The sequence below is a fragment of the Aeromonas sp. R10-1 genome (assembly GCF_040908465.1).
Taxonomy (GTDB): domain Bacteria; phylum Pseudomonadota; class Gammaproteobacteria; order Enterobacterales; family Aeromonadaceae; genus Aeromonas; species Aeromonas caviae.
In genome coordinates this window covers 130,329-149,997 of sequence record NZ_JBFODT010000017.1, presented here as the reverse complement: position 1 = coordinate 149,997, position 19,669 = coordinate 130,329, and the positions used below count along the sequence as shown (strand labels likewise).

Annotated in this window: 14 protein-coding genes and 6 tRNA genes; 12 read left to right on the top strand and 8 right to left on the bottom strand. The window is 61.2% G+C overall.

Features of this window, described 5'->3' with window-relative positions:
* Nucleotides 1–53 precede the first annotated feature (53 nt).
* Together mutS and AB5Y93_RS07505 are read right to left on the bottom strand one after the other, a co-directional pair.
* The gene (gene mutS / locus AB5Y93_RS07510; RefSeq protein WP_368229096.1) at nt 54–2,624 is read right to left on the bottom strand and encodes a DNA mismatch repair protein MutS; all 2,571 of its coding nucleotides are present in this window, start codon (nt 2,622–2,624) and stop codon (nt 54–56) included.
* Between the two features lie 263 nt (nt 2,625–2,887).
* Nucleotides 2,888–3,295, bottom strand: a complete 408-nt coding sequence (locus tag AB5Y93_RS07505) for a Spy/CpxP family protein refolding chaperone (protein WP_368229094.1) — start codon at nt 3,293–3,295, stop codon at nt 2,888–2,890.
* Between the two features lie 199 nt (nt 3,296–3,494).
* On the opposite strand from AB5Y93_RS07505, the gene pncC reads away from it, so the two are divergent.
* The 12 genes from pncC to AB5Y93_RS07445 all read left to right on the top strand — a co-directional run bounded on the left by pncC (nt 3,495) and on the right by AB5Y93_RS07445 (nt 10,989).
* Nucleotides 3,495–3,986: a nicotinamide-nucleotide amidase gene (pncC, locus tag AB5Y93_RS07500; protein WP_029313644.1), complete on the top strand. Its 492-nt coding sequence runs from the start codon at nt 3,495–3,497 to the stop codon at nt 3,984–3,986.
* A gap of 80 nt (nt 3,987–4,066) precedes the next feature.
* Complete coding sequence (recA, locus tag AB5Y93_RS07495) at nt 4,067–5,131, top strand: recombinase RecA (protein WP_368229093.1); 1,065 nt, start codon at nt 4,067–4,069, stop codon at nt 5,129–5,131.
* Between the two features lie 41 nt (nt 5,132–5,172).
* The gene (locus AB5Y93_RS07490) at nt 5,173–5,679 is read left to right on the top strand and encodes a regulatory protein RecX (protein ID WP_161646700.1); all 507 of its coding nucleotides are present in this window, start codon (nt 5,173–5,175) and stop codon (nt 5,677–5,679) included.
* Nucleotides 5,680–5,951: 272 nt separating this feature from the next.
* Nucleotides 5,952–8,576, top strand: coding sequence for an alanine--tRNA ligase (gene alaS / locus AB5Y93_RS07485; protein WP_368229091.1), 2,625 nt, complete (start codon nt 5,952–5,954; stop codon nt 8,574–8,576).
* A 16-nt stretch (nt 8,577–8,592) separates the two neighbouring features.
* Nucleotides 8,593–9,840 carry an aspartate kinase gene (locus AB5Y93_RS07480; protein WP_368229089.1) on the top strand — a complete coding sequence of 416 codons (1,248 nt, stop codon included), beginning with the start codon at nt 8,593–8,595 and terminating at the stop codon, nt 9,838–9,840.
* A 93-nt stretch (nt 9,841–9,933) separates the two neighbouring features.
* On the top strand, nt 9,934–10,122 hold the full coding sequence (gene csrA, locus AB5Y93_RS07475) for a carbon storage regulator CsrA (protein WP_005315760.1): 189 nt from the start codon (nt 9,934–9,936) through the stop codon (nt 10,120–10,122).
* A gap of 212 nt (nt 10,123–10,334) precedes the next feature.
* Nucleotides 10,335–10,427, top strand: a tRNA-Ser gene (locus tag AB5Y93_RS07470).
* Between the two features lie 4 nt (nt 10,428–10,431).
* A tRNA-Arg gene (locus AB5Y93_RS07465) sits at nt 10,432–10,508 on the top strand.
* Between the two features lie 94 nt (nt 10,509–10,602).
* A tRNA-Arg gene (locus tag AB5Y93_RS07460) sits at nt 10,603–10,679 on the top strand.
* Between the two features lie 25 nt (nt 10,680–10,704).
* Nucleotides 10,705–10,781: transfer RNA gene (locus AB5Y93_RS07455), tRNA-Arg, on the top strand.
* 27 nt (nt 10,782–10,808) lie between these two features.
* Nucleotides 10,809–10,885: transfer RNA gene (locus AB5Y93_RS07450), tRNA-Arg, on the top strand.
* Nucleotides 10,886–10,912: 27 nt separating this feature from the next.
* Nucleotides 10,913–10,989: transfer RNA gene (locus AB5Y93_RS07445), tRNA-Arg, on the top strand.
* A 329-nt stretch (nt 10,990–11,318) separates the two neighbouring features.
* Here AB5Y93_RS07445 and pbpG read toward each other — a convergent pair.
* From pbpG to pepA, 6 genes are all read right to left on the bottom strand, one after another.
* Complete coding sequence (gene pbpG, locus AB5Y93_RS07440) at nt 11,319–12,146, bottom strand: D-alanyl-D-alanine endopeptidase (protein ID WP_052815403.1); 828 nt, start codon at nt 12,144–12,146, stop codon at nt 11,319–11,321.
* 136 nt (nt 12,147–12,282) lie between these two features.
* On the bottom strand, nt 12,283–12,948 hold the full coding sequence (locus AB5Y93_RS07435) for a DedA family protein (RefSeq protein WP_010672956.1): 666 nt from the start codon (nt 12,946–12,948) through the stop codon (nt 12,283–12,285).
* 18 nt (nt 12,949–12,966) lie between these two features.
* The gene (locus tag AB5Y93_RS07430; protein WP_368229087.1) at nt 12,967–14,259 is read right to left on the bottom strand and encodes a hemolysin family protein; all 1,293 of its coding nucleotides are present in this window, start codon (nt 14,257–14,259) and stop codon (nt 12,967–12,969) included.
* A 207-nt stretch (nt 14,260–14,466) separates the two neighbouring features.
* A complete protein-coding gene (locus AB5Y93_RS07425; protein ID WP_368229086.1) occupies nt 14,467–17,331 on the bottom strand; it encodes a valine--tRNA ligase in 2,865 nt (954 codons plus the stop codon).
* A 65-nt stretch (nt 17,332–17,396) separates the two neighbouring features.
* Nucleotides 17,397–17,852, bottom strand: a complete 456-nt coding sequence (locus tag AB5Y93_RS07420; RefSeq protein ID WP_010672959.1) for a DNA polymerase III subunit chi — start codon at nt 17,850–17,852, stop codon at nt 17,397–17,399.
* 169 nt (nt 17,853–18,021) lie between these two features.
* Nucleotides 18,022–19,533: a leucyl aminopeptidase gene (gene pepA, locus AB5Y93_RS07415; RefSeq protein ID WP_010672960.1), complete on the bottom strand. Its 1,512-nt coding sequence runs from the start codon at nt 19,531–19,533 to the stop codon at nt 18,022–18,024.
* Nucleotides 19,534–19,669: the final 136 nt, after the last annotated feature.

Here is a 19,669-nt window from a genome sequence, read left to right as displayed (position 1 = left end):
CGAAAGGGGAACCTCGCGGTTCCCCTTTTTCATGCCTGTTCGGCGGTCGGTAGCTACAGCATCTGCTTGAGTCGATAGAGCAGGTCAAGGGCCTGTCGCGGGGTCAGCTCGTCCGGGCGAACTGCTGCCAGCACCTCCACCACAGGATGGGGTTGCGGGGCGAGAGTGACCGGAGCCGGACGGCTTTCGCCGGCGGCGACCGGAGTGGCACTCTCCAGCTCGTGCAGTTTGTGGCGGGCCTGGTGGATCACCGATTTCGGTACCCCTGCCAGCGCCGCTACCTGCAGGCCGTAGGAGCGGCTGGCCGCCCCTTCCTGTACCGCGTGCATAAAGGCGATGGTGTCGCCGTGCTCCACCGCATCCAGGTGGACGTTGGCCAGCCCGCTCATCAGCTCCGGCAGACGGGTCAGCTCGAAGTAGTGGGTGGCAAACAGGGTGTAGGCGCCAATCTTGCTCGCCAGCTGTTCGGCACAGGCCCACGCCAGCGAGAGGCCGTCGTAGGTGCTGGTGCCGCGGCCAATTTCGTCCATCAGCACCAGACTGCGGGCGGTGGCGTTGTTGAGGATATTGGCGGTCTCGGTCATCTCCACCATGAAGGTGGAGCGTCCCGATGCCAGATCATCCGATGCCCCGATGCGCGTAAAGATGCGGTCGATAGGGCCGATGCGGGCGCTGTCGGCCGGCACGAAGGCGCCGATATGGGCCAGCAGCACGATCAGCGCGGTCTGGCGCATGTAGGTAGATTTACCACCCATGTTGGGGCCGGTGATGATCAGCATCCGCCGCTCCCGCTCCAGCCGGATGGGGTTGGCAATAAAGGGGTCGGTCATCACCTGCTCCACCACCGGATGGCGGCCCGCCTCGATGATGATCTGATCTTCGTCGATGAGGGTGGGGCAGCGGTAGTCGAGGGTCTCGGCCCGCTCGGCCAGGTTGGCCAGCACGTCCAGCTCCGCCAGCGCGGCAGCGGAATCCTGCAGATCGCCCAGATGCGGCAGCAGAGCATCGAGCAGCTCTTCGTAGAGGCGTTTCTCCAGCGCGAGCGCCTGGGCCTGGGCGGTGAGTACCTTGTCCTCGTATTTTTTAAGCTCATCGATGATGTAGCGTTCGTTGTTCTTGAGGGTCTGGCGGCGGATGTAGTGGGCCGGCACCAGATGGCTGTTGGCGCGGCTCACCTCGATATAGAAGCCGTGCACCTTGTTGTAGCCCACCTTGAGGGTGTTGATGCCGGTCAGCAGCTTCTCCCGCTCCTCTATGCGGGCGAGGCTTGCGGTGGCGCCGTTGGCCAGATCCCGCAGCTCGTCCAGCTCGGCGTTGAACCCTTCACGGATCACGCCGCCATCGCGGATCAGCACCGGCGGTACTTCCATCACGGCGCGCTCCAGCAGATCCAGCAGCTCGGGGAAGGTGCTGGCGCGATCGCGCAACTGCTGCACCGCCTCGTGCTCGCTCTCCGCCAGCAGACGCTGCAACTCGGGCAGTTGGGCGAAAGCCTGACGCAGGCGGGTGAGATCGCGCGGCCGAGCCGAGCGCAGGGCGAGGCGCGCCAGCACCCGCTCCACATCTCCCACCTGACGCAACAGGCTGCCCAGCTCGTCATAAAGGTTCTGCTCGATCAGCTCCTTGATGGTGCTCTGGCGACCTTTGAGGATCACCCGATCGCGGATCGGCTGGTGGATCCAGCGCTTGAGCAGGCGGCTGCCCATCGGCGTGGCAGTGCAATCGAGCACGGCGGAGAGGGTGTTGTCATGGCCGCCGGCCAGATTCTGGGTCAGCTCCAGATTGCGGCGGGTGGCCGCATCCATGATGACCGCATGATCGGGCTGCTCGAGGCGCACGCTGCGAATGTGGGGCAGGGCGGTGCGCTGGGTGTCTTTCACGTATTGCATGAGGCAGCCGGCGGCACACAGGGCGGTCTCGCTCTGCTCGACGCCGAAGCCCACCAGATCCTGGGTGCCGAACTGCTGGCACAAGAGCTTGCGGGCGGTACCGAGCTCGAACTCCCACTCCGGGCGGCGGCGCAGACCGCGGCGACCTTCGACATGGTGCAGGAAGGCGAAGGATTCGGGGTAGAGCAGCTCCGCCGGATTGGTGCGCTGCAGCTCCGCCAGCAGGGTCTCTTCTTTCTCGAACTGGTTGATGAAGAAGCGGCCGGAGCCGATGTCCATGGTGCCGTAGCCGAAGCGGCGGCCATCGTGGTAGACGGCGGCGATCAGGTTGTCCTGCCGTTCGCTGAGCAGCGCCTCGTCGGAGACGGTACCCGGGGTGATGATGCGAATGACCTTGCGCTCCACGGGCCCCTTGCTGGTGGCGGGATCCCCCACCTGCTCGCAGATGGCGGCCGATTCGCCGAGCTGTACCAGCTTGGCGAGATACCCCTCGATGGCGTGATAGGGCACCCCGGCCATCGGGATGGGGCTGCCGGCCGACTGGCCGCGCTTGGTCAGGGAGATGTCGAGCAGCTGGGAGGCCTTGCGGGCGTCGTCGTAGAAGAGCTCGTAGAAGTCGCCCATGCGATAAAACAGCAGGATCTCCGGGTTCTCGGCCTTGAGAGTCAGATACTGCTGCATCATGGGGGTGTGGGCGCTCAAGTTGGCGCCTGGCGCTTGGTATTGTGCTGTCATGTGCTATTCCAGAAGGTGCTCTTGCGGGCAAACGTCTGCCGTCATGGGTCTGAATCTGGGGGCCATTCTACATGCTCGAGGCAAGATGGTGAGGAGGAATCTCCGTCTTGGGGGCAAAGCCGGCATCCCGTCGCGGATCTGTGCATCCGGATGATGCTGACCAGAGTGGCCTGGGGGGAGCCTGGCCCAGAAGAGGCATGGGGGAGGAGAAATAGCATCCCCGCACGGATGCGGGGATGGGAGAGACGGGGAGAGTGTCGCCCTCAGTACATGGCTTCGTCGCCACTCAGCATCTCGTGCAGTTTGGCTTTCTGCTCGGGCGTCAGCACCCGGCTCACCTCGAACAGGTAGTGGGCGCGATGGTAGCGGACCTCGACCTGTACGTCGCTGATGGTCTGCAACTGCTTTCTCGCCGCCACTTCATCCCATTTGCCGGACTTGATCATGTTGACGATGACGTCCTGGCCGATTGCGTCGAGCTTGATTGAGCCCAGCTCCCTGGTGGCCTGCTCGCGCAGCCCCTTGATCTGCTCCACCTGCGCGCTGGAGAGGTTCAGCTCCTGGGCCAGGGTGGTCTCGCTCTGCAGCTCGGCGGTGCTCTCGGTGGCAAAGGCATGGGTGGCGATACACATTGCGAGGGCGGTCATGGCGACGTTGAACGGATGCTTCATCCGGCTTTCTCCTTGGTCTGATGGGATGGAAACCGCATGCATGGCGGTGTTGGAACATGATAACGAGCAGCCATGTACTGGAGCTTAAGCGACGACAACTTGCTGACGCAGTGGCCCCGGGGTCGGTTGCCCGAGGAGCGGGGCAACTGCATAATGAGCGCCATATTTCGCCTGGAAGAGGCCGGAAGAGGACGCGATGATGGGACTTGAAGCAGAGATCTCCCGCTTATCCCGGGAACTGGGCGAGGCACTGCTGGCCAGAGGCTGGCTGGCCGCCACGGCGGAATCCTGTACCGGCGGCGGGGTTGCCACTGCCATCACGGATACTGCCGGCAGCTCTGCCTGGTTCGATCGCGGTTTCGTGACCTACACCAACGAAGCCAAACAGCAGATGCTCGGCGTTAGCATCGACAGCCTGTTGCGCCACGGCGCCGTCAGCGAACCCGTGGTGCTGGAGATGACCCGGGGCTGCCTGGCTCGCTCCGATGCGGGTATCTGCGTGGCCATCAGCGGTATCGCCGGGCCTGGTGGTGGCAGCGAGGAGAAACCGGTCGGCACTGTCTGGTTTGCCTGGGCAGATCGTACCGGTCGTCACCACTCCCTGCTCGCACGTTTCGATGGGGATCGCCATCAGGTGCGCCAGCAGGCGGTCAGACAGGCCTTGTCCGGACTCCTGGCACTGCTCAAATAAATTGGGCTTGATACTGTATGCATAAACAGTATACTTAGCCCAACTTCACTTCTTACTCACGATTCCCAGCGGAGATTGGCATGGATCAGAACAAACAGAAGGCACTGGCGGCTGCGCTGGGCCAGATCGAAAAGCAGTTTGGCAAAGGCTCCATCATGCGTCTGGGCGACAGCAAGAGCATGGATATCGAAGCCATCTCCACCGGCTCCCTCTCTCTGGACGTGGCGCTGGGGATCGGTGGTCTGCCGTGCGGTCGTATCGTCGAGATCTACGGTCCGGAATCGTCCGGTAAAACCACGCTGACCCTGCAGGTGATCGCCGAAGCCCAGAAGAAGGGCAAGACCTGTGCCTTCGTCGATGCGGAGCACGCACTGGATCCTATCTATGCCGCCAAGCTGGGCGTCAACGTCGACGACCTGCTCATCTCCCAGCCGGATACCGGTGAACAGGCACTGGAGATTTGCGACATGCTGGTGCGCTCCAATGCCGTCGACGTCATCATCGTCGACTCCGTGGCGGCCCTGACCCCGAAAGCGGAAATCGAAGGCGAAATGGGTGACTCCCACGTCGGCCTGCAAGCCCGACTGATGTCGCAGGCGCTGCGTAAATTGACCGCCAACATCAAGAACGCCAACTGCCTGTGCATCTTCATCAACCAGATCCGGATGAAGATTGGCGTCATGTTCGGCAGCCCGGAGACCACCACCGGTGGTAACGCTCTGAAGTTTTACGCTTCCGTGCGCCTGGACATCCGTCGTACCGGCGCCATCAAGGAAGGGGACGAGGTGGTCGGCAACGAAACCCGCGTCAAGGTCGTCAAGAACAAGGTGGCGCCACCCTTCAAGCAGGCTGAGTTCCAGATCTTCTATGGTGCCGGTATCTCCAAGGAGGGCGAGCTGGTGGACCTGGGCGTCAAGCACAAGCTGATCGACAAGGCGGGCGCCTGGTACAGCTACAACGGCGAGAAGATCGGCCAGGGCAAAGCCAACGTGATGAAGCTCTTCTCCGAAAACAAGGCACTGGCTGCCGAGGTGGAAGTGAAGCTGCGCGAGCTGCTGCTCTCCGGCACCGCGCCGGTGGAAGAGAAGGCCACGGCTGCCGAGTACGACGAGTTTGAAGCTGAAAACGAACAAGAGTTCGAATAAGGAATGAGGAAAGGCCGGGTTGATACCCGGCCTTGTTGTTTATGGCGGATGAATCTGTGAACGGAACGGGCGAGCCCGTCGAATTGACCTTTGAAGAGCAGCTGGCGGCCGCCCGTGCCTACGCCATGCGCAGTCTGGCCCGTCGCGAGAGTGCCGAGTCGGAGCTGGCCAGACGCCTGCGTCAGAAGGGATTCGAGGAGGAGGTGGTCGCCGTTGTACTCGACCATTGCCGTGGCTATGACTGGGTCAATGACGATCGTTACGGTGCAATGGCGGTGCGGGCTGGTGCGGCCAAAGGCCATGGTCCGCTCAGGATCCGCTTCGACCTGCGCCGCAAGGGGCTGGATGACACCCAGATCGAGACTGCCCTGGATCAACCCGAGCTCGACTGGTTCGAACTGGCGCTTGCGTTGTTGTCGCGTCGGGCAAAGGCGACCGACCTTGCCGACTTTAAACTGCGCATGAAGTGGCTCAAATATCTGATGGGGCGTGGTTTTACCCAGGAACAAGCCCGTTACGCCCTCTCAGCCATGCAAGGTGAGCAATAGTGGCGCGCCGAGGTTGAACATCTATAGCAACTGGTGTGCGGTGCGGCTGGTGGGGAATATCAGCCCTTCGCCGAGTCTGTCGATGGCTGCCCTGTGGTCGAGCGAGGCATCCCGAAGCCCCCCTGTTGCGACGTCCTTGCGGGTGCTGCAGCCAAACGCTGGCCCCTTGGGGGCTATTTCACCCGCCAAGGGTCCCCACGTTTTACTTTACCCTGCAGAAAACTTACATTAATGCGGTTAAAAGTCCGTATTCGAATCAAGCAGGATTTTCCATGTACATGTCCACGTCAGAGATTCGCACTGCGTTTCTCGAGTATTTCCGCACCCAGGGACACCAGGTTGTCTCTTCCAGCTCGCTGGTACCGCACAACGATCCGACCCTGCTGTTCACCAACGCAGGGATGAACCAGTTCAAGGACGTGTTCCTTGGCGCCGACAAGCGTGCCTATCACCGTGCCACCACGGCCCAGCGTTGCGTGCGGGCTGGCGGCAAGCACAATGACCTGGAAAACGTCGGCTATACCGCCCGTCACCACACCTTCTTCGAGATGCTGGGCAACTTCAGCTTCGGTGACTACTTCAAACAGGACGCCATCCGGTTTGCATGGGAATTCCTGACCGGTACCCTCAAGCTGCCCAAAGAGCGCCTGCTGGTGACCGTCTACGCGACTGACGACGAAGCCTTCGACATCTGGGAAAAAGAGGTCGGCGTGCCGGCCGATCGCATCGTGCGCATCGGTGACAACAAGGGTGCTCCTTATGCATCCGACAACTTCTGGGCCATGGGCGATACCGGCCCATGTGGTCCCTGCACAGAGATCTTCTACGACCACGGCGATCACATCTGGGGTGGCCCTCCCGGTTCACCAGACGAGGATGGCGACCGCTTCATCGAGATCTGGAACGTGGTCTTCATGCAGTTCAACCGTCAGGCTGACGGCACCATGGAGCCGCTGCCCCGTCCGTCCGTGGATACCGGCATGGGTCTGGAGCGTATCTCCGCCATCATGCAGGGGGTGCACTCCAACTATGAGATCGACATCTTCCAGGCGTTGATCAAGAAGGCGGCCGAGATCGTCGGCACCACGGATCTGAGCAACCAGTCCCTGCGCGTCATCGCGGACCACATCCGTTCCTGCGCCTTCCTGGTGGCTGACGGTGTCATGCCCTCCAATGAAGGTCGCGGCTACGTGCTGCGCCGCATCATCCGCCGCGCCGTGCGTCACGGCCGCAAGCTGGGTGCTACCGACGTCTTCTTCTACAAGCTGGCTGCCGAGCTGGCCGTGCAGATGAAGGATGTGGCGGCGGAACTGATCGCCCAGCTGCCGCTGGTCGAGCGAGTGTTGCGTATCGAGGAGGAGCAGTTCGTCCGCACGCTGGACAGAGGTCTGCTGCTGCTGGAAGACGCCCTGGCCAACCTCGGTGATGCCAAGGTTATCCCGGGTGAAGTGGTGTTCAAGCTCTATGACACTTACGGCTTCCCGGCCGACCTGACCGCCGATGTGGTGCGCGAGCGCGAGATCGGCATCGACGAAGAGGGCTTCAAGGCCGAGATGGAGAAGCAGCGCGCCCGCGCGAAAGAGGCTTCCAGTTTCGGCGTGAACTACAACGACGTGCTGAAACTCGATTTCGAGACCCCCTTTACCGGTTACAAACAGCTGAGCCAGAACACCCAGGTGGTCGGTATCTACAAGGATGGTGTCGAGGTCAATGGCCTCATCGCTGGTGAAGAGGCCGTGATCGTGCTGGCGGAGACCCCCTTCTATGCGGAGTCCGGCGGTCAGGTGGGTGACAGCGGCATCCTCAAGGTGGATGACGGCATCTTCGCCGTCACCGACACCCAGAAAGCGGGCAAGGCGATCATCCACAAGGGCTATCTGGAACTGGGTACCCTGGAGAAGGGAGCCGAGGTCGAGGCCGTGGTCGATGGCGACCGTCGTCAGGCCATCGCCCTTAACCACTCCGTGACTCACCTGCTGCACGCGGCCTTGCGTCAGGCGCTGGGTGAGCACGTGACCCAGAAAGGATCCCTGGTGGGCGCCGAGCGCATGCGCTTCGACTTCTCCCACTTCGAAGGGCTGACCATGGCGACCATTCGCCGGATCGAGGAACTCGTCAACGCCCAGATCCGTGCCAACCACGAGGTGGCCACCCAGCTGATGGGGCTGGAAGAGGCCAAGTCAGCCGGTGCCATGGCGCTGTTTGGCGAGAAATATGAAGACGATGTGCGCGTGGTACGCATGGGCGACTACTCCACCGAGCTGTGCGGCGGTACTCACGCCAAGCGCACAGGTGACATCGGCTTCTTCAAGATCATCGCCGAGAGCGGCATCGCGGCTGGCGTGCGCCGTATCGAAGCGGTCACCGGCAAGAGCGCCATCGATCTGATGCACCAGTTGGGTGAACAGATCGAAGAGGCCGCCGCGCTGGTGAAGGGCGATCAGTTCTCCATCGCCGACAAGGTTCGCCAGGTACTGGACAAGGCCAAGATGATGGAGCGCGAGCTGGAACAGCTCAAGGCCAAGCTGGCGGCGCAGGCGGGTAACGACCTGCTGAGCCAGGTCATCGACATCAATGGCCAGAAGGTGCTGGTTGCCGCCCTGGAAGGGGTCGACCCCAAATCCCTGCGCGGCATGCTTGACGAGCTGAAGAACCAGATGAAATCCGGTGTCGTGCTGTTGGCAACCAGCAGTGATGGCAAGGTCAACCTGATCGCGGGCGTGACCAATGACCTGACCAGCAAGGTCAAGGCCGGTGAGCTGGTCAATCTGGTGGCCCAGCAGGTGGGTGGCAAGGGCGGTGGTCGTCCCGACATGGCACAGGCGGGTGGTACCCAGCCTGAGGCGGTGCCAGCGGCGCTGCAATCCGTTCACTCCTGGCTGGAAGAGCGCCTGTAAGCGGGCGAGGTGATCTGTGGCACTCTATGTACAGAAGTACGGTGGCACCTCGGTCGGCACGCTGGAGCGGATCGAGGCAGTTGCTGAGCGGGTTCAACTGACCCGTGCCCAGGGACATGACGTGGTGGTGGTGGTCTCAGCCATGTCGGGCGAAACCAACCGGTTGCTGGGCATGGCCCAGCAGCTGGACCAGGATGCCAACCGGCGCGAGATGGATGTGCTGATCTCCACCGGTGAGCAGGTCACCATTGCACTGCTGGCGATTGCGCTCAACAAGCGCGGTTGCCCCGCAGTCTCGATGACCGGTGATCAGGTCCGCATCCACACCGATTCCGCCTATGGCAAGGCGCGCATCACCCGTATCGACACCGAGCAGGTGGAAGCCGCACTCGGTGCCGGCAAGGTGGTAGTGATTGCCGGTTTCCAGGGGCGCGATGAGCATAATGCCATCACGACACTGGGCCGAGGTGGTTCGGATACCACCGCGGTGGCCGTGGCTGCGGCCATCAAGGCAGATGAGTGCCAGATCTTTACCGATGTGGACGGGGTGTATACCACGGATCCGCGCATCGAGCCCAAGGCGCGTCGCCTCGATACCATCACCTTCGAGGAGATGCTCGAGATGGCGAGTCTCGGAGCCAAGGTGTTGCAGATCCGTTCGGTCGAGTTCGCGGGCAAGTACCGCGTGCCGCTAAGGGTGCTGTCGAGTTTCGTCGACGGAGAGGGAACCTTAATCACATATGGAGGTGAGAGGATGGAAGCACCCCTGGTATCCGGCATTGCGTTCAATCGCAACGAGGCCAGTCTGACCATTCTGGGTGTGCCGGACAGGCCGACCGTGGCCGCGCAGATCCTGAATCCGATCAGCGACGCCAACATAGATGTCGACATGATAGTGCAGAACACCATGGGGGATGGCACCGCCGATTTCACCTTCACGGTGAATCGCGATGATTATCGCCGGGCCCGCGCCTTGCTGGAGGAGACCGCCAGCGAGCTGGGGGCCGCCTGCGTGCAGGGCAACGGAGAGATCGCCAAGGTCTCCATCGTCGGGGTCGGCATGTGGAATCATCCTGGTGTAGCGCGCACCATGTTCAAGGTATTGGGTGAGGAAGGGATCAACATGCAGCTGATCTCCACCTCTGAAATCAAGATATCCGTGGTGATTGACGAGAAGTACCTGGAGCTGGCCGTGCGTTCGTTGCACTCGGCGTTCGGGTTGGATCAAGAGCCTAATGAGCAGCCCTTGGGAAACAATCCCTGATTGATTTAGTTTCAACCATTTACCATATCGGTATCTTTGTAAGATAATGGCGCATATCGATATAAATACAAAACAGGATACAGGAGCAAGCGAATGCTTATTTTGACTCGTCGTGTAGGGGAAACCCTGATGATTGGTGACGAAGTAACCGTTACCGTACTGGGCGTAAAAGGGAACCAGGTTCGTATCGGTGTGAATGCACCGAAAGAGGTTTCCGTACACCGCGAAGAGATCTACATGCGGATACAGGCCGAGAAAGTCCCGGGCCAACCGAATTTCTAAGCCATTTCATGGCTGCCTGAAGGCGACATCCCGGATGTCGCCTTTTGTTTTTCAGGGGCCTGCAAATCGGCCTGCAGAGCCCGAAACTACTGGGTAAGTGTCGATATTGCTTGAATATTCCACTCTTTGGCCAAATGCTGAGCGAACGCTCTGTTTTCTCCAAAAAAGTGTTTGACTAAAAATCCCTGTGAAGTATTATCAGCCCCGCAAACGGAGAGGTGGCCGAGAGGCTGAAGGCGCTCCCCTGCTAAGGGAGTATGCGGCTTATACCCGCATCGGGGGTTCGAATCCCCCCTTCTCCGCCATTTTGCGCCCGTAGCTCAGCTGGATAGAGTACCTGGCTACGAACCAGGTGGTCAGAGGTTCGAATCCTCTCGGGCGCACCATATTTGACTCTTGGAGTCATGTGTTGACCATCAGCAAGTCGGCACTAAAGAAGGCTTACTGTTGAGTAAGCTTTTTTTATCGTTTGAAAACAGGGCGCCCGTAGCTCAGCTGGATAGAGTACCTGGCTACGAACCAGGTGGTCAGAGGTTCGAATCCTCTCGGGCGCACCATTTCAAGCAATACAATGATTTATGAGCGCCCGTAGCTCAGCTGGATAGAGTACCTGGCTACGAACCAGGTGGTCAGAGGTTCGAATCCTCTCGGGCGCACCATGTTTCAAGCAGTGCAACAATTTATGAGCGCCCGTAGCTCAGCTGGATAGAGTACCTGGCTACGAACCAGGTGGTCAGAGGTTCGAATCCTCTCGGGCGCACCATATTTCAAGCAGTGCAACAAGTTGTGAGCGCCCGTAGCTCAGCTGGATAGAGTACCTGGCTACGAACCAGGTGGTCAGAGGTTCGAATCCTCTCGGGCGCACCATACAGACAGCCTCGACGTCAGTCGGGGCTGTTTTTTTATGGGCGATATCCTCCTCCCCATCATGGGGTTGCCTCTCTCGTGTCCTTCTCCCTGACGCTCCCACGGGGGACGGTTCCCCCTGGCTGCACGTGCCCCCGGGTCACCACTCTCGACGTATCTTGCCTGGCAGGCTGCTGGCGCATCCCGTGGCCGTGCCTGTGGCGACCTGGGTGCCCTTACCATAACGCACTATGCTGTGCGGGGCTGGCGCCCTCTGGCGGTCTGCTGTGGCGTTTGGCGGGCAATAAAAAAGGATGCCGCGGCATCCTTTCATGTCTTCGTGGAGAGAATCAGCTTTTCAGCCACTTGCGGATGCGGTTGGCATCCCCGACAGGGGTGCGTTTGCCCACCGAGTTGAGCAGTACGATGGCGAGCTCCTGACGATCCGGTTTGGCACGCATCAGCAGGCAGCGGCCCGCCTCGTCGGTATAGCCTGTCTTGGAGAGGCGTACATCCCAGTCTGGGTTCTTCACCAGGGGGTTGGTATTGTTGAACATCAGGCTGTAGGCCGGCTTGTGAAAACGCATCTCCCTGCTGGTGTCCTGGGTGAATTCACGGATCAGCGGCTGTCGATAGGCCGCAGAGAGGAGCTTGGCCAGATCCTGGGCGGTGGAGACGTTGCGGGTGGAGAGACCGGTGGAGTCATAGTAGCGGGTGTTGCGCATGCCGAGCTGTCTGGCCTTGTTGTTCATGGCGCGGATGAAGGCTTGGCGACCCCCCGGGTAGTGGCGGGCAAGCGCCGAGGCCATGCGGTTCTCGGAGGACATCAGCGCCAGATGCAGGGCGTCGCGGCGGCTGACCTGGGTGCCCATGCGCACCCGTGAATAGGTGTGCTTGATGTTGTCCCTGTCGTTCTGATCGATGGTCAGGGTCTGATTGAGGTTCTGGCGGGCATCCAGCACCACCAGCGCCGTCATCAGCTTGGTGAGGGAGGCGATGGGGCGCACCCGGGTGGGGTTTTTCTGATACAGGGTCTTGCCGGTGTTGACGTCCATCACCAGGGCACTGCCCGATTTGAGCTGCAGCTTGGCCGGGTTGGGGGTCGCCAGGGCTGTCTGCGAACCCAGCAGTCCCATCAATCCACCTACCAGCGCGATTGCGCGAATCCAACACCCCATACAACCAACTCCATCCACAGCGAAAAAAGGCGCTAGATTCACTCATTTTTGTCCCTGCTTTACAAGAGCGAGCAGGGAGAATTCGCCACTATTTTCCATAAAAAAGGGCCGCCTGTGGGCGACCCTGTGGCTTGTCTCACTCTCTGGAGACGCCGGGCTTGCGTCTGCTCCACCAGCGCCAGACCAGAGCGATGAGGCCGCCCACCAGCAGCACGACCGGCAGGTAGAGAATGACGCTGAGAAATTGGGACTCATACTGCGCGGCCAGCTTGGTGTGGCTCAGGTAGTAACCCAGCCCGACCAGGGGGCAGATCCACATGATGGAGCTGATCAGGTTGACCACCAGGAAGCGCCCCTGGGGGATCTCGTTGGCGCCGACGATATAGGGGTAGGCGGTACGCACAAAGGCGATGTAGCGGGCGGTGATCAGGGTGATGATGCCGTACTTGTTGAGCAGGTAGTGCACCTTCTCCTTGTGCTTGTCATCGAGGTGGGACATCAGCCTGTGATACATCCGGGTGTGGCCGAGGAAACGCCCCTGCATGTAGCCAAGCCAGGTACCGACGAAGGTCGCCATGATCAGCAGCGGGACCACCGCCATCGGCAACACCCCCTGATAGATCAGCACGCCGGTCAGGATCAGCAGGGTATCCCCTGGCAGGAAGGCGGTGGGGATAAAACCATTCTCGAGCACCAGGAAGGTCAGCAGGACGACATAGACCATGAAGACCATCTTGGGATCAGAGAGTGTCGCCAGATCCTGATGCATAAAGGCGTGAGCCAGGTGGTAAAACTGCTCCATACATGCAAACTCCGCAGGTTAGCTGGGTTGGTCGGTCAAGGGCATGGCAAGTACCTTGTCGATGCGCAGGCCGTCCATATCCACGATTTCCAGTTGCCACTGTTCCAGGGTGACCAGGTCTCCGGTCTGGGGAAGGCGGCCAAGGAGCAGCATGATAAGCCCTCCAAGGGTGTGATAGTGATGTTTTTCTTCTTCCGGCAGACGAACCAGCTCCAGACAGTCCTTCAATTCTGGCAGTGGAATGAGGCCGTCGAGCAGCCAGCTGCCGTCGGCGCGCTGGAAGGCCCAGTTGTCCCCCCCATCTTCCTGCTGGAAGTCGCCGGCCAGGGTTTCCAGCAGATCCTGCTGGGTGACCAGCCCCTGCAGCTCGCCATATTCGTCCACCACCAGCACCATGTGCTCGGAGTGGGTACGGAAGTGGTTGAGCAGCTCCAGGCCGTTGAGGGTCTCCGGCAGCAGGCTGCCGTCCTGGGTCAGCGCCGCCAGATCGATGGGCTCTCCCTGGATGTAGGCGTGCAGCACCTTGCTGACGTTGAGGATGCCGACGAGATCCGACAGGCTGCCGTCACAGACAGGGAAGAAGCTGTGGCGATACTCCACCAGACGTTGGAGGTTCACTTCCAGCGGCAGTGACAGGTCCAGATAGCGGATGTCGCTGCGCGGCACCATCAGGGAGGCCAGGCTGCGTTCGTCGAGGCGGAACACGTTGCGCAACATAGTGTGCTCATGGTCCTCGATCACCCCCGCTTCGGAGCCCTCCACCAGCATGGCGTGGATCTCCTCCTGAGTGACGTTGTTGCTGCTGCGCTGATCGACCCGCAGCAGCCGCAGGCTGGCGTTGGTGGAGGCGGAGAGCAACCAGACGAAGGGACGGGTCAGGGTCGCCAGCCAGAGCATGGGGCGGGCTACCAGACAGGCGATGCGCTCGGCGCTGAGCTGTCCGAGGCGTTTGGGCACGAGCTCCCCTACCACGATGGAGAGATAGGTGACCAGCACGACCACGATGACGGTGGCGAGCAGGCTGCTGCTCTTGGGGGAGAGCCCCCACTCCTGCAGCCAGAGAGCGAAGGGCTGGGCCAGCAGGGACTCGCCATAGATACCGTTGAGCAGACCGATGCTGGTGATGCCGATCTGCACGGCGGAGAGGAAATGGGTCGGATCTTCCCCGAGCTTGAGGGCGATGGCGGCGGAGCGGCTCCCTTCGCTCGCCATTTTGGCGAGGCGTGCCTTGCGTGCCGTCACGATGGCGATTTCCGACATGGCGAAGACGCCATTGAGCAAAATCAATCCAAACAGGATCAATATTTCCATACTGCAGCAGCACTCCCGATAGAAAAGACCGCTGGCAGTGTAATGAATTTGCGGGCTCTGCGCTTGTGAAAGGAGGTGATTTGGCTCGTGAATTTTTGAATATCGTCCCGGCGGGAGGGATAAAACTGCGGGGCAGGAGAGGGAGAACTGAACCCATGACATGAAAAAGCCCCCGATAAACGGGGGCTTGTCATGTTGCGCTGTGGCTTAGAGCGCGGCGATCTCGGCCTGCTGGGCTTCCAGCTTGGTCAGCTGGAGACGGTAATCTTCCAGCTTCTCGCGCTCCTTGATGATGACCGCTTCCGGCGCCTTGGCGACGAAGGCCTCGTTGCCGAGCTTGCCTTCGATGCGGCCGCACTCGCCCACCAGACGGGCCACCTCTTTGGCCAGACGGGCCAGCTCGGCTTCCTTGTCGATGAGACCGGCCATCGGGATCATCAGCTCGGTAGCACCGATCAATTTTTTGACCGACAGCGGGGCGGTTTCACCGGCCGCCAGTACGCGGATGGATTCCAGACGGGCCAGCGACTTGAGGAAGGCCTCGTTGTCGGCTGCGCGCTGGGCATCCTTGGCATCGCACTGGAGCAGCACGTTGAGGGGCACGCTAGGCGCCACGTTCATCTCGGCGCGGATGTTGCGGATGCTGACGATGAACTCCTTCACCCACTCCTGATCCGCCATCGCGGCTTCGTCCACCTTGGCGGCGTCGAATTCCGGGAAGGCCTGAATCATGATGGTGTCGGCGTGCACGCCGGCCAGCGGGGCGACCGATTTCCAGATGGTTTCGGTGATGAACGGGATGATCGGGTGAGCCAGGCGCAGCAGGGTCTCGAGGACGCTGACGAGGGTGTGGCGGGCAGCGCGCTGCTCGGCCTCGGAGCCCTTGGTCAGTACCGGCTTGGTCAGCTCCAGATACCAGTCACAGAACTGGTTCCAGATAAATTCGTACAACACGCCTGCCGCGATATCGAAGCGATAGGTATCGAGGGCGGTACGGAAGTCACGGATGGCCACTTGCAGCTGGGACTGGATCCAGCGATCCGCCAGGCTGCACTGCATCTCGCCACCATTCCCTTGCGAAGAGAAGCCGCAATCCTGATCTTCGGTGTTCATCAGCACATAGCGGGAGGCGTTCCACAGCTTGTTGCAGAAGTTGTTGTAGCCATCCAGGCGCTTCATGTCCCAGTTGATGTCACGACCGGTGGAGGCGAGCGCCGCCAGGGTGAAGCGCAGGGCGTCGGTACCGTGGGCATTGATCCCTTCCGGGAACTGCTTGGCGGTGCGCTTGGCGATCTTCTCGGCCATCTGCGGCTGCATCATGTTGCCGGTGCGCTTCTCCAGCAGGTCTTCCAGGGAGATGCCGTCGATCATGTCGAGGGGGTCCAGCACGTTGCCCTTGGACTTGGACATCTTCTGGCCTTCTTCGTCACGGATGAGGCCAGTGATATAGACGGTCTTGAACGGGACTTGCGGCTGGCCGTTCTCGTCCTTGATGAAGTGCATGGTCATCATGATCATCCGGGCAATCCAGAAGAAGATGATGTCGAAGCCGCTCATCAGCACGTCGGTCGGGTGGAAGGTCTTGAGCGCCTCGGTGTTGTTCGGCCAGCCCAGGGTGGAGAAGGTCCACAGGGCGGAGCTGAACCAGGTGTCGAGCACGTCTTCGTCCTGACGCAGCACGGTCACGGACGGGATGCTGTGCTTGGCGCGCACTTCCTCTTCGTTGCGGCCCACGTAGACGTTGCCGGCATCGTCATACCATGCCGGGATGCGGTGACCCCACCACAGCTGACGGGAGACGCACCAGTCCTGAATGTCGCGCATCCAGGAGAAGTACATGTTTTCGTACTGCTTCGGCACGAATTGGATGCGGCCATCTTCCACCGCCTCGATGGCGGTCTTGGCCATGGGGGCCACGCGGACGTACCACTGGTCGGTCAGCATGGGCTCGATGGGCACGCCGCCGCGATCGCCGTACGGCTGTTGCAGCACATGATCCTTGATCTCGGCCAGGAGGCCCAGCTCGTCCAGCTTGGCGACGATGGCCTTGCGGGCGGCGAAGCGCTCCATCCCGGCGAACTCGGTCGGCAGGGCGGCGTCATAGGCGGTGCTCGGGTTGCCATTGGTATCGACCACTTCGGCCTCGGCACGCACGTGGGCGTCCAGGGTGAAGATGTTGATCATCGGCAGGTTGTGGCGCTTGCCCACTTCGTTGTCGTTGAAGTCGTGGGCCGGGGTGATCTTCACGCAGCCGGTGCCCTTCTCCATGTCGGCATGTTCGTCGGCAACGATGGGGATCAGACGGTTCACCAGCGGCAGCAGGATGTGCTGGCCGATCAGCGCCTTGTAGCGGGGGTCTTCCGGGTTCACGGCCACGGCGGTATCACCCAGCATGGTTTCCGGGCGGGTGGTGGCGACGATCAGGTGATCCTGGCCTTCGGCGGTCTTGGCGCCGTTGGCCAGCGGGTAGCGAAGGTGCCACATGTGGCCCTTGATCTCGCGGTTTTCCACTTCCAAGTCGGAGATGGCGGTGTTGAGCTTGGGATCCCAGTTCACCAGACGCTTGCCGCGGTACATCAGGCCGTCTTCGTACAGGCGCACGAACACTTCCTGGACGGCGGCGGAGAGGCCCTCATCCATGGTGAAGCGCTCGCGCTCCCAGTCCACGGAGTCACCCAGACGGCGCATCTGACGGGTGATGGTGCCACCGGACTCTTCCTTCCACTGCCAGATCTTGTCGATGAAGGCTTCCCGGCCGTAATCGTGGCGGGTCTTGCCCTCTTCTGCGGCGATCTTGCGCTCAACCACCATCTGGGTGGCGATACCGGCGTGGTCGGTACCCGCCTGCCACAGGGTGTTCTTGCCCTGCATGCGGTTGTAGCGGATCAGGGTGTCCATCAGGGTCTGCTGGAAGGCGTGACCCATGTGCAGGCTGCCGGTGACGTTCGGCGGCGGGATCATGATGCAGAAGGAGTCTTTGCTGGTGTCGCCGTGGGGCTTGAAGTAACCCTGGGCTTCCCAGTGCTGATAGAGCGCCTGTTCGATGGCGTTGTGATTAAAAGTCTTTTCCATGGTCTCGCCGTATTCTGGATGGATGGAGTCTGGTGTTGATTCGTCGTGGATCGAGGGTGGCACAGTCAGGGCTGCGCCGGATCCGGTGCGGCAAGGACGGGCTGATCCCTCATCTCGAGGGTATGGCCCGCCTGGCGATAGTGCTTGTAGCGCTCGCGGGCTTGCTGCTTTTGCGTTTCGTCAGTGGGGACAAAATCTACCACTTGAGCAAAGTGTCCTGCAAACAAAGGTGTCTGCCGGGCCAGGTTGATGAGGCAGGCATAGCGCCGCCGTGGCGGCTGATGGCCTATCTCCACCGGGGCCTGACCGCTCTCCCCCTGCAACTGGTGCGGCACGAAGCGATCGGGCGGCAACTGCCACAACAGCTCGTCCAGACGCAGGGCCTGGGCCTCGTCCTCGCACAGCAGATAGAGGTGACCTGCGCTCCAGCCATCGGCCGCAAGCTGGCAGGCGAGGCGCTCGACGGCGGAGGCATCCGCATCATCGGGCTGGCTCATCAGGTAAAAGGTCACTTGGCTCATCAGGTCGGTCCCGTTTGGCTGTGACGGACAGCGATTGGCCGTCTTCGGGAGCCGCGTCTGGCACGGACTTCCCGGATTCTCTCAATGAAACAAGGAAGAGGCAGGCCTCTTCCTTGTGATACAGGGTAACGCCTTCTCGCATCGCTTTTCGAGTCGATGGGGAAGGGGATCACTCCTTGTCTTCGACGTCCGCCACGCCGGCCCGGTTGAGCAGGAACTGGGTCAGCAGGGGCACAGGACGGCCGGTGGAACCCTTCTCCTTGCCGCTCTTCCAGGCGGTCCCTGCGATATCCAGGTGGGCCCAGTTGTACTTCTTGGTGAAGCGCGACAGGAAGGCGGCGGCAGTGATGGTACCGGCCGGACGGCCACCGATGTTGGCCATGTCCGCGAACGGGCTTTCCAGCTGCTCCTGATACTCGTCGAACAGGGGCAGGCGCCAGGCGCGATCGCCGGCCTGTTCGGAGGCGTTGAGCAGCTCGTGGGCCAGGGGGTTGTGGTTCGCCAAGAGGCCAGAGGTATGGTGGCCAAGGGCGATGATGCAGGCACCGGTCAGGGTCGCCACATCGATCACGGTCTCGGGATCGTAGCGGTCCACATAGGTGAGGGCATCGCACAACACCAGGCGGCCTTCGGCGTCGGTGTTGAGCACCTCGACGGTCTGGCCGGACATGGTAGTGAGGATGTCACCGGGGCGGTAGGCGTTGCCCCCCGGCATGTTCTCGCAGCCCGCCAGCACGCCGATGACGTTGATGGGCAGCTGCAACTGGGCCAGGGCGTGCATGGTGCCGAGCACAGAGGCGGCGCCACCCATGTCGTACTTCATCTCGTCCATGCCGTCAGCCGGCTTGATGGAGATGCCGCCGGAGTCGAAGGTCAGCCCCTTGCCCACCAGCACGATGGGCTTGGCGTCGGCGTTGCCCTTGTACTCGATGATGGCCATCATGGCTTCGTTCTCGGAGCCACGGGCCACTGCCAGGTAGGAGTTCATGCCGAGCTCGGCCATCTCCTGCTCCCCTACCACCCTGGTGGTGATGTTGTCATAGGCATCCGCCAGACGGCGGGCCTGGGAGGCGAGGTAGGCGGGATTGCAGACGTTGGGCGGCATGTTCGCCACGTCGCGGCAGATGCGCACCCCTTTCGCCACGGCTAGGCCGTGGTTGATGGCGCGCTCGCCTATGGTCAGTTCCCGACGCGTCGGCACGTTGAAGACCAGCTTGCGCAACGGACGGCGCGGTTCGGCCTTGTTGGTCTTGAACTGATCGAAGCTGTAGAGGCCCGCCTTGGTGGTTTCCACCGCCTGACGCACCTTCCAGTAGGTATCCCGACCCTTGACGTGCAGCTCGGTCAGGAAGCAGACCGCTTCCATGGAGCCGGTTTCGTTCAGGGTGGTGATGGTCTTGTTGATGATCTGCTTGTACTGGCGCTCGTCGAGTTCGCGCTCCTTGCCGCACCCGACCAGCAGTACGCGCTCGCTGAGCACACCCGGTACTTGATGCAGCAGCAGCATCTGGCCCGGTTTCCCTTCCAGGTCGCCACGGCGCAGCAGCGAGCTGAGGTAGCCGTCGCTGATCTTGTCCAGCTGTTCGGCAACCGGAGAGAGGCGGCGGGGCTCAAAAACGCCGACCACGACGCAGGCACTGCGTTGCTTCTCAGGACTGCCACTCTTTACACTGAACTCCATGGAATCTCCTACATCCTAAAGACAAAAGGCACCATTTATTGAATAATGCGGTGCTTGTTGGGGTATCAGAGGCGGAGCGAACAGTCACAGGCTCCGCAGTTCAAACTGGTAAAAATCCAATATAGGGCCCTATTTT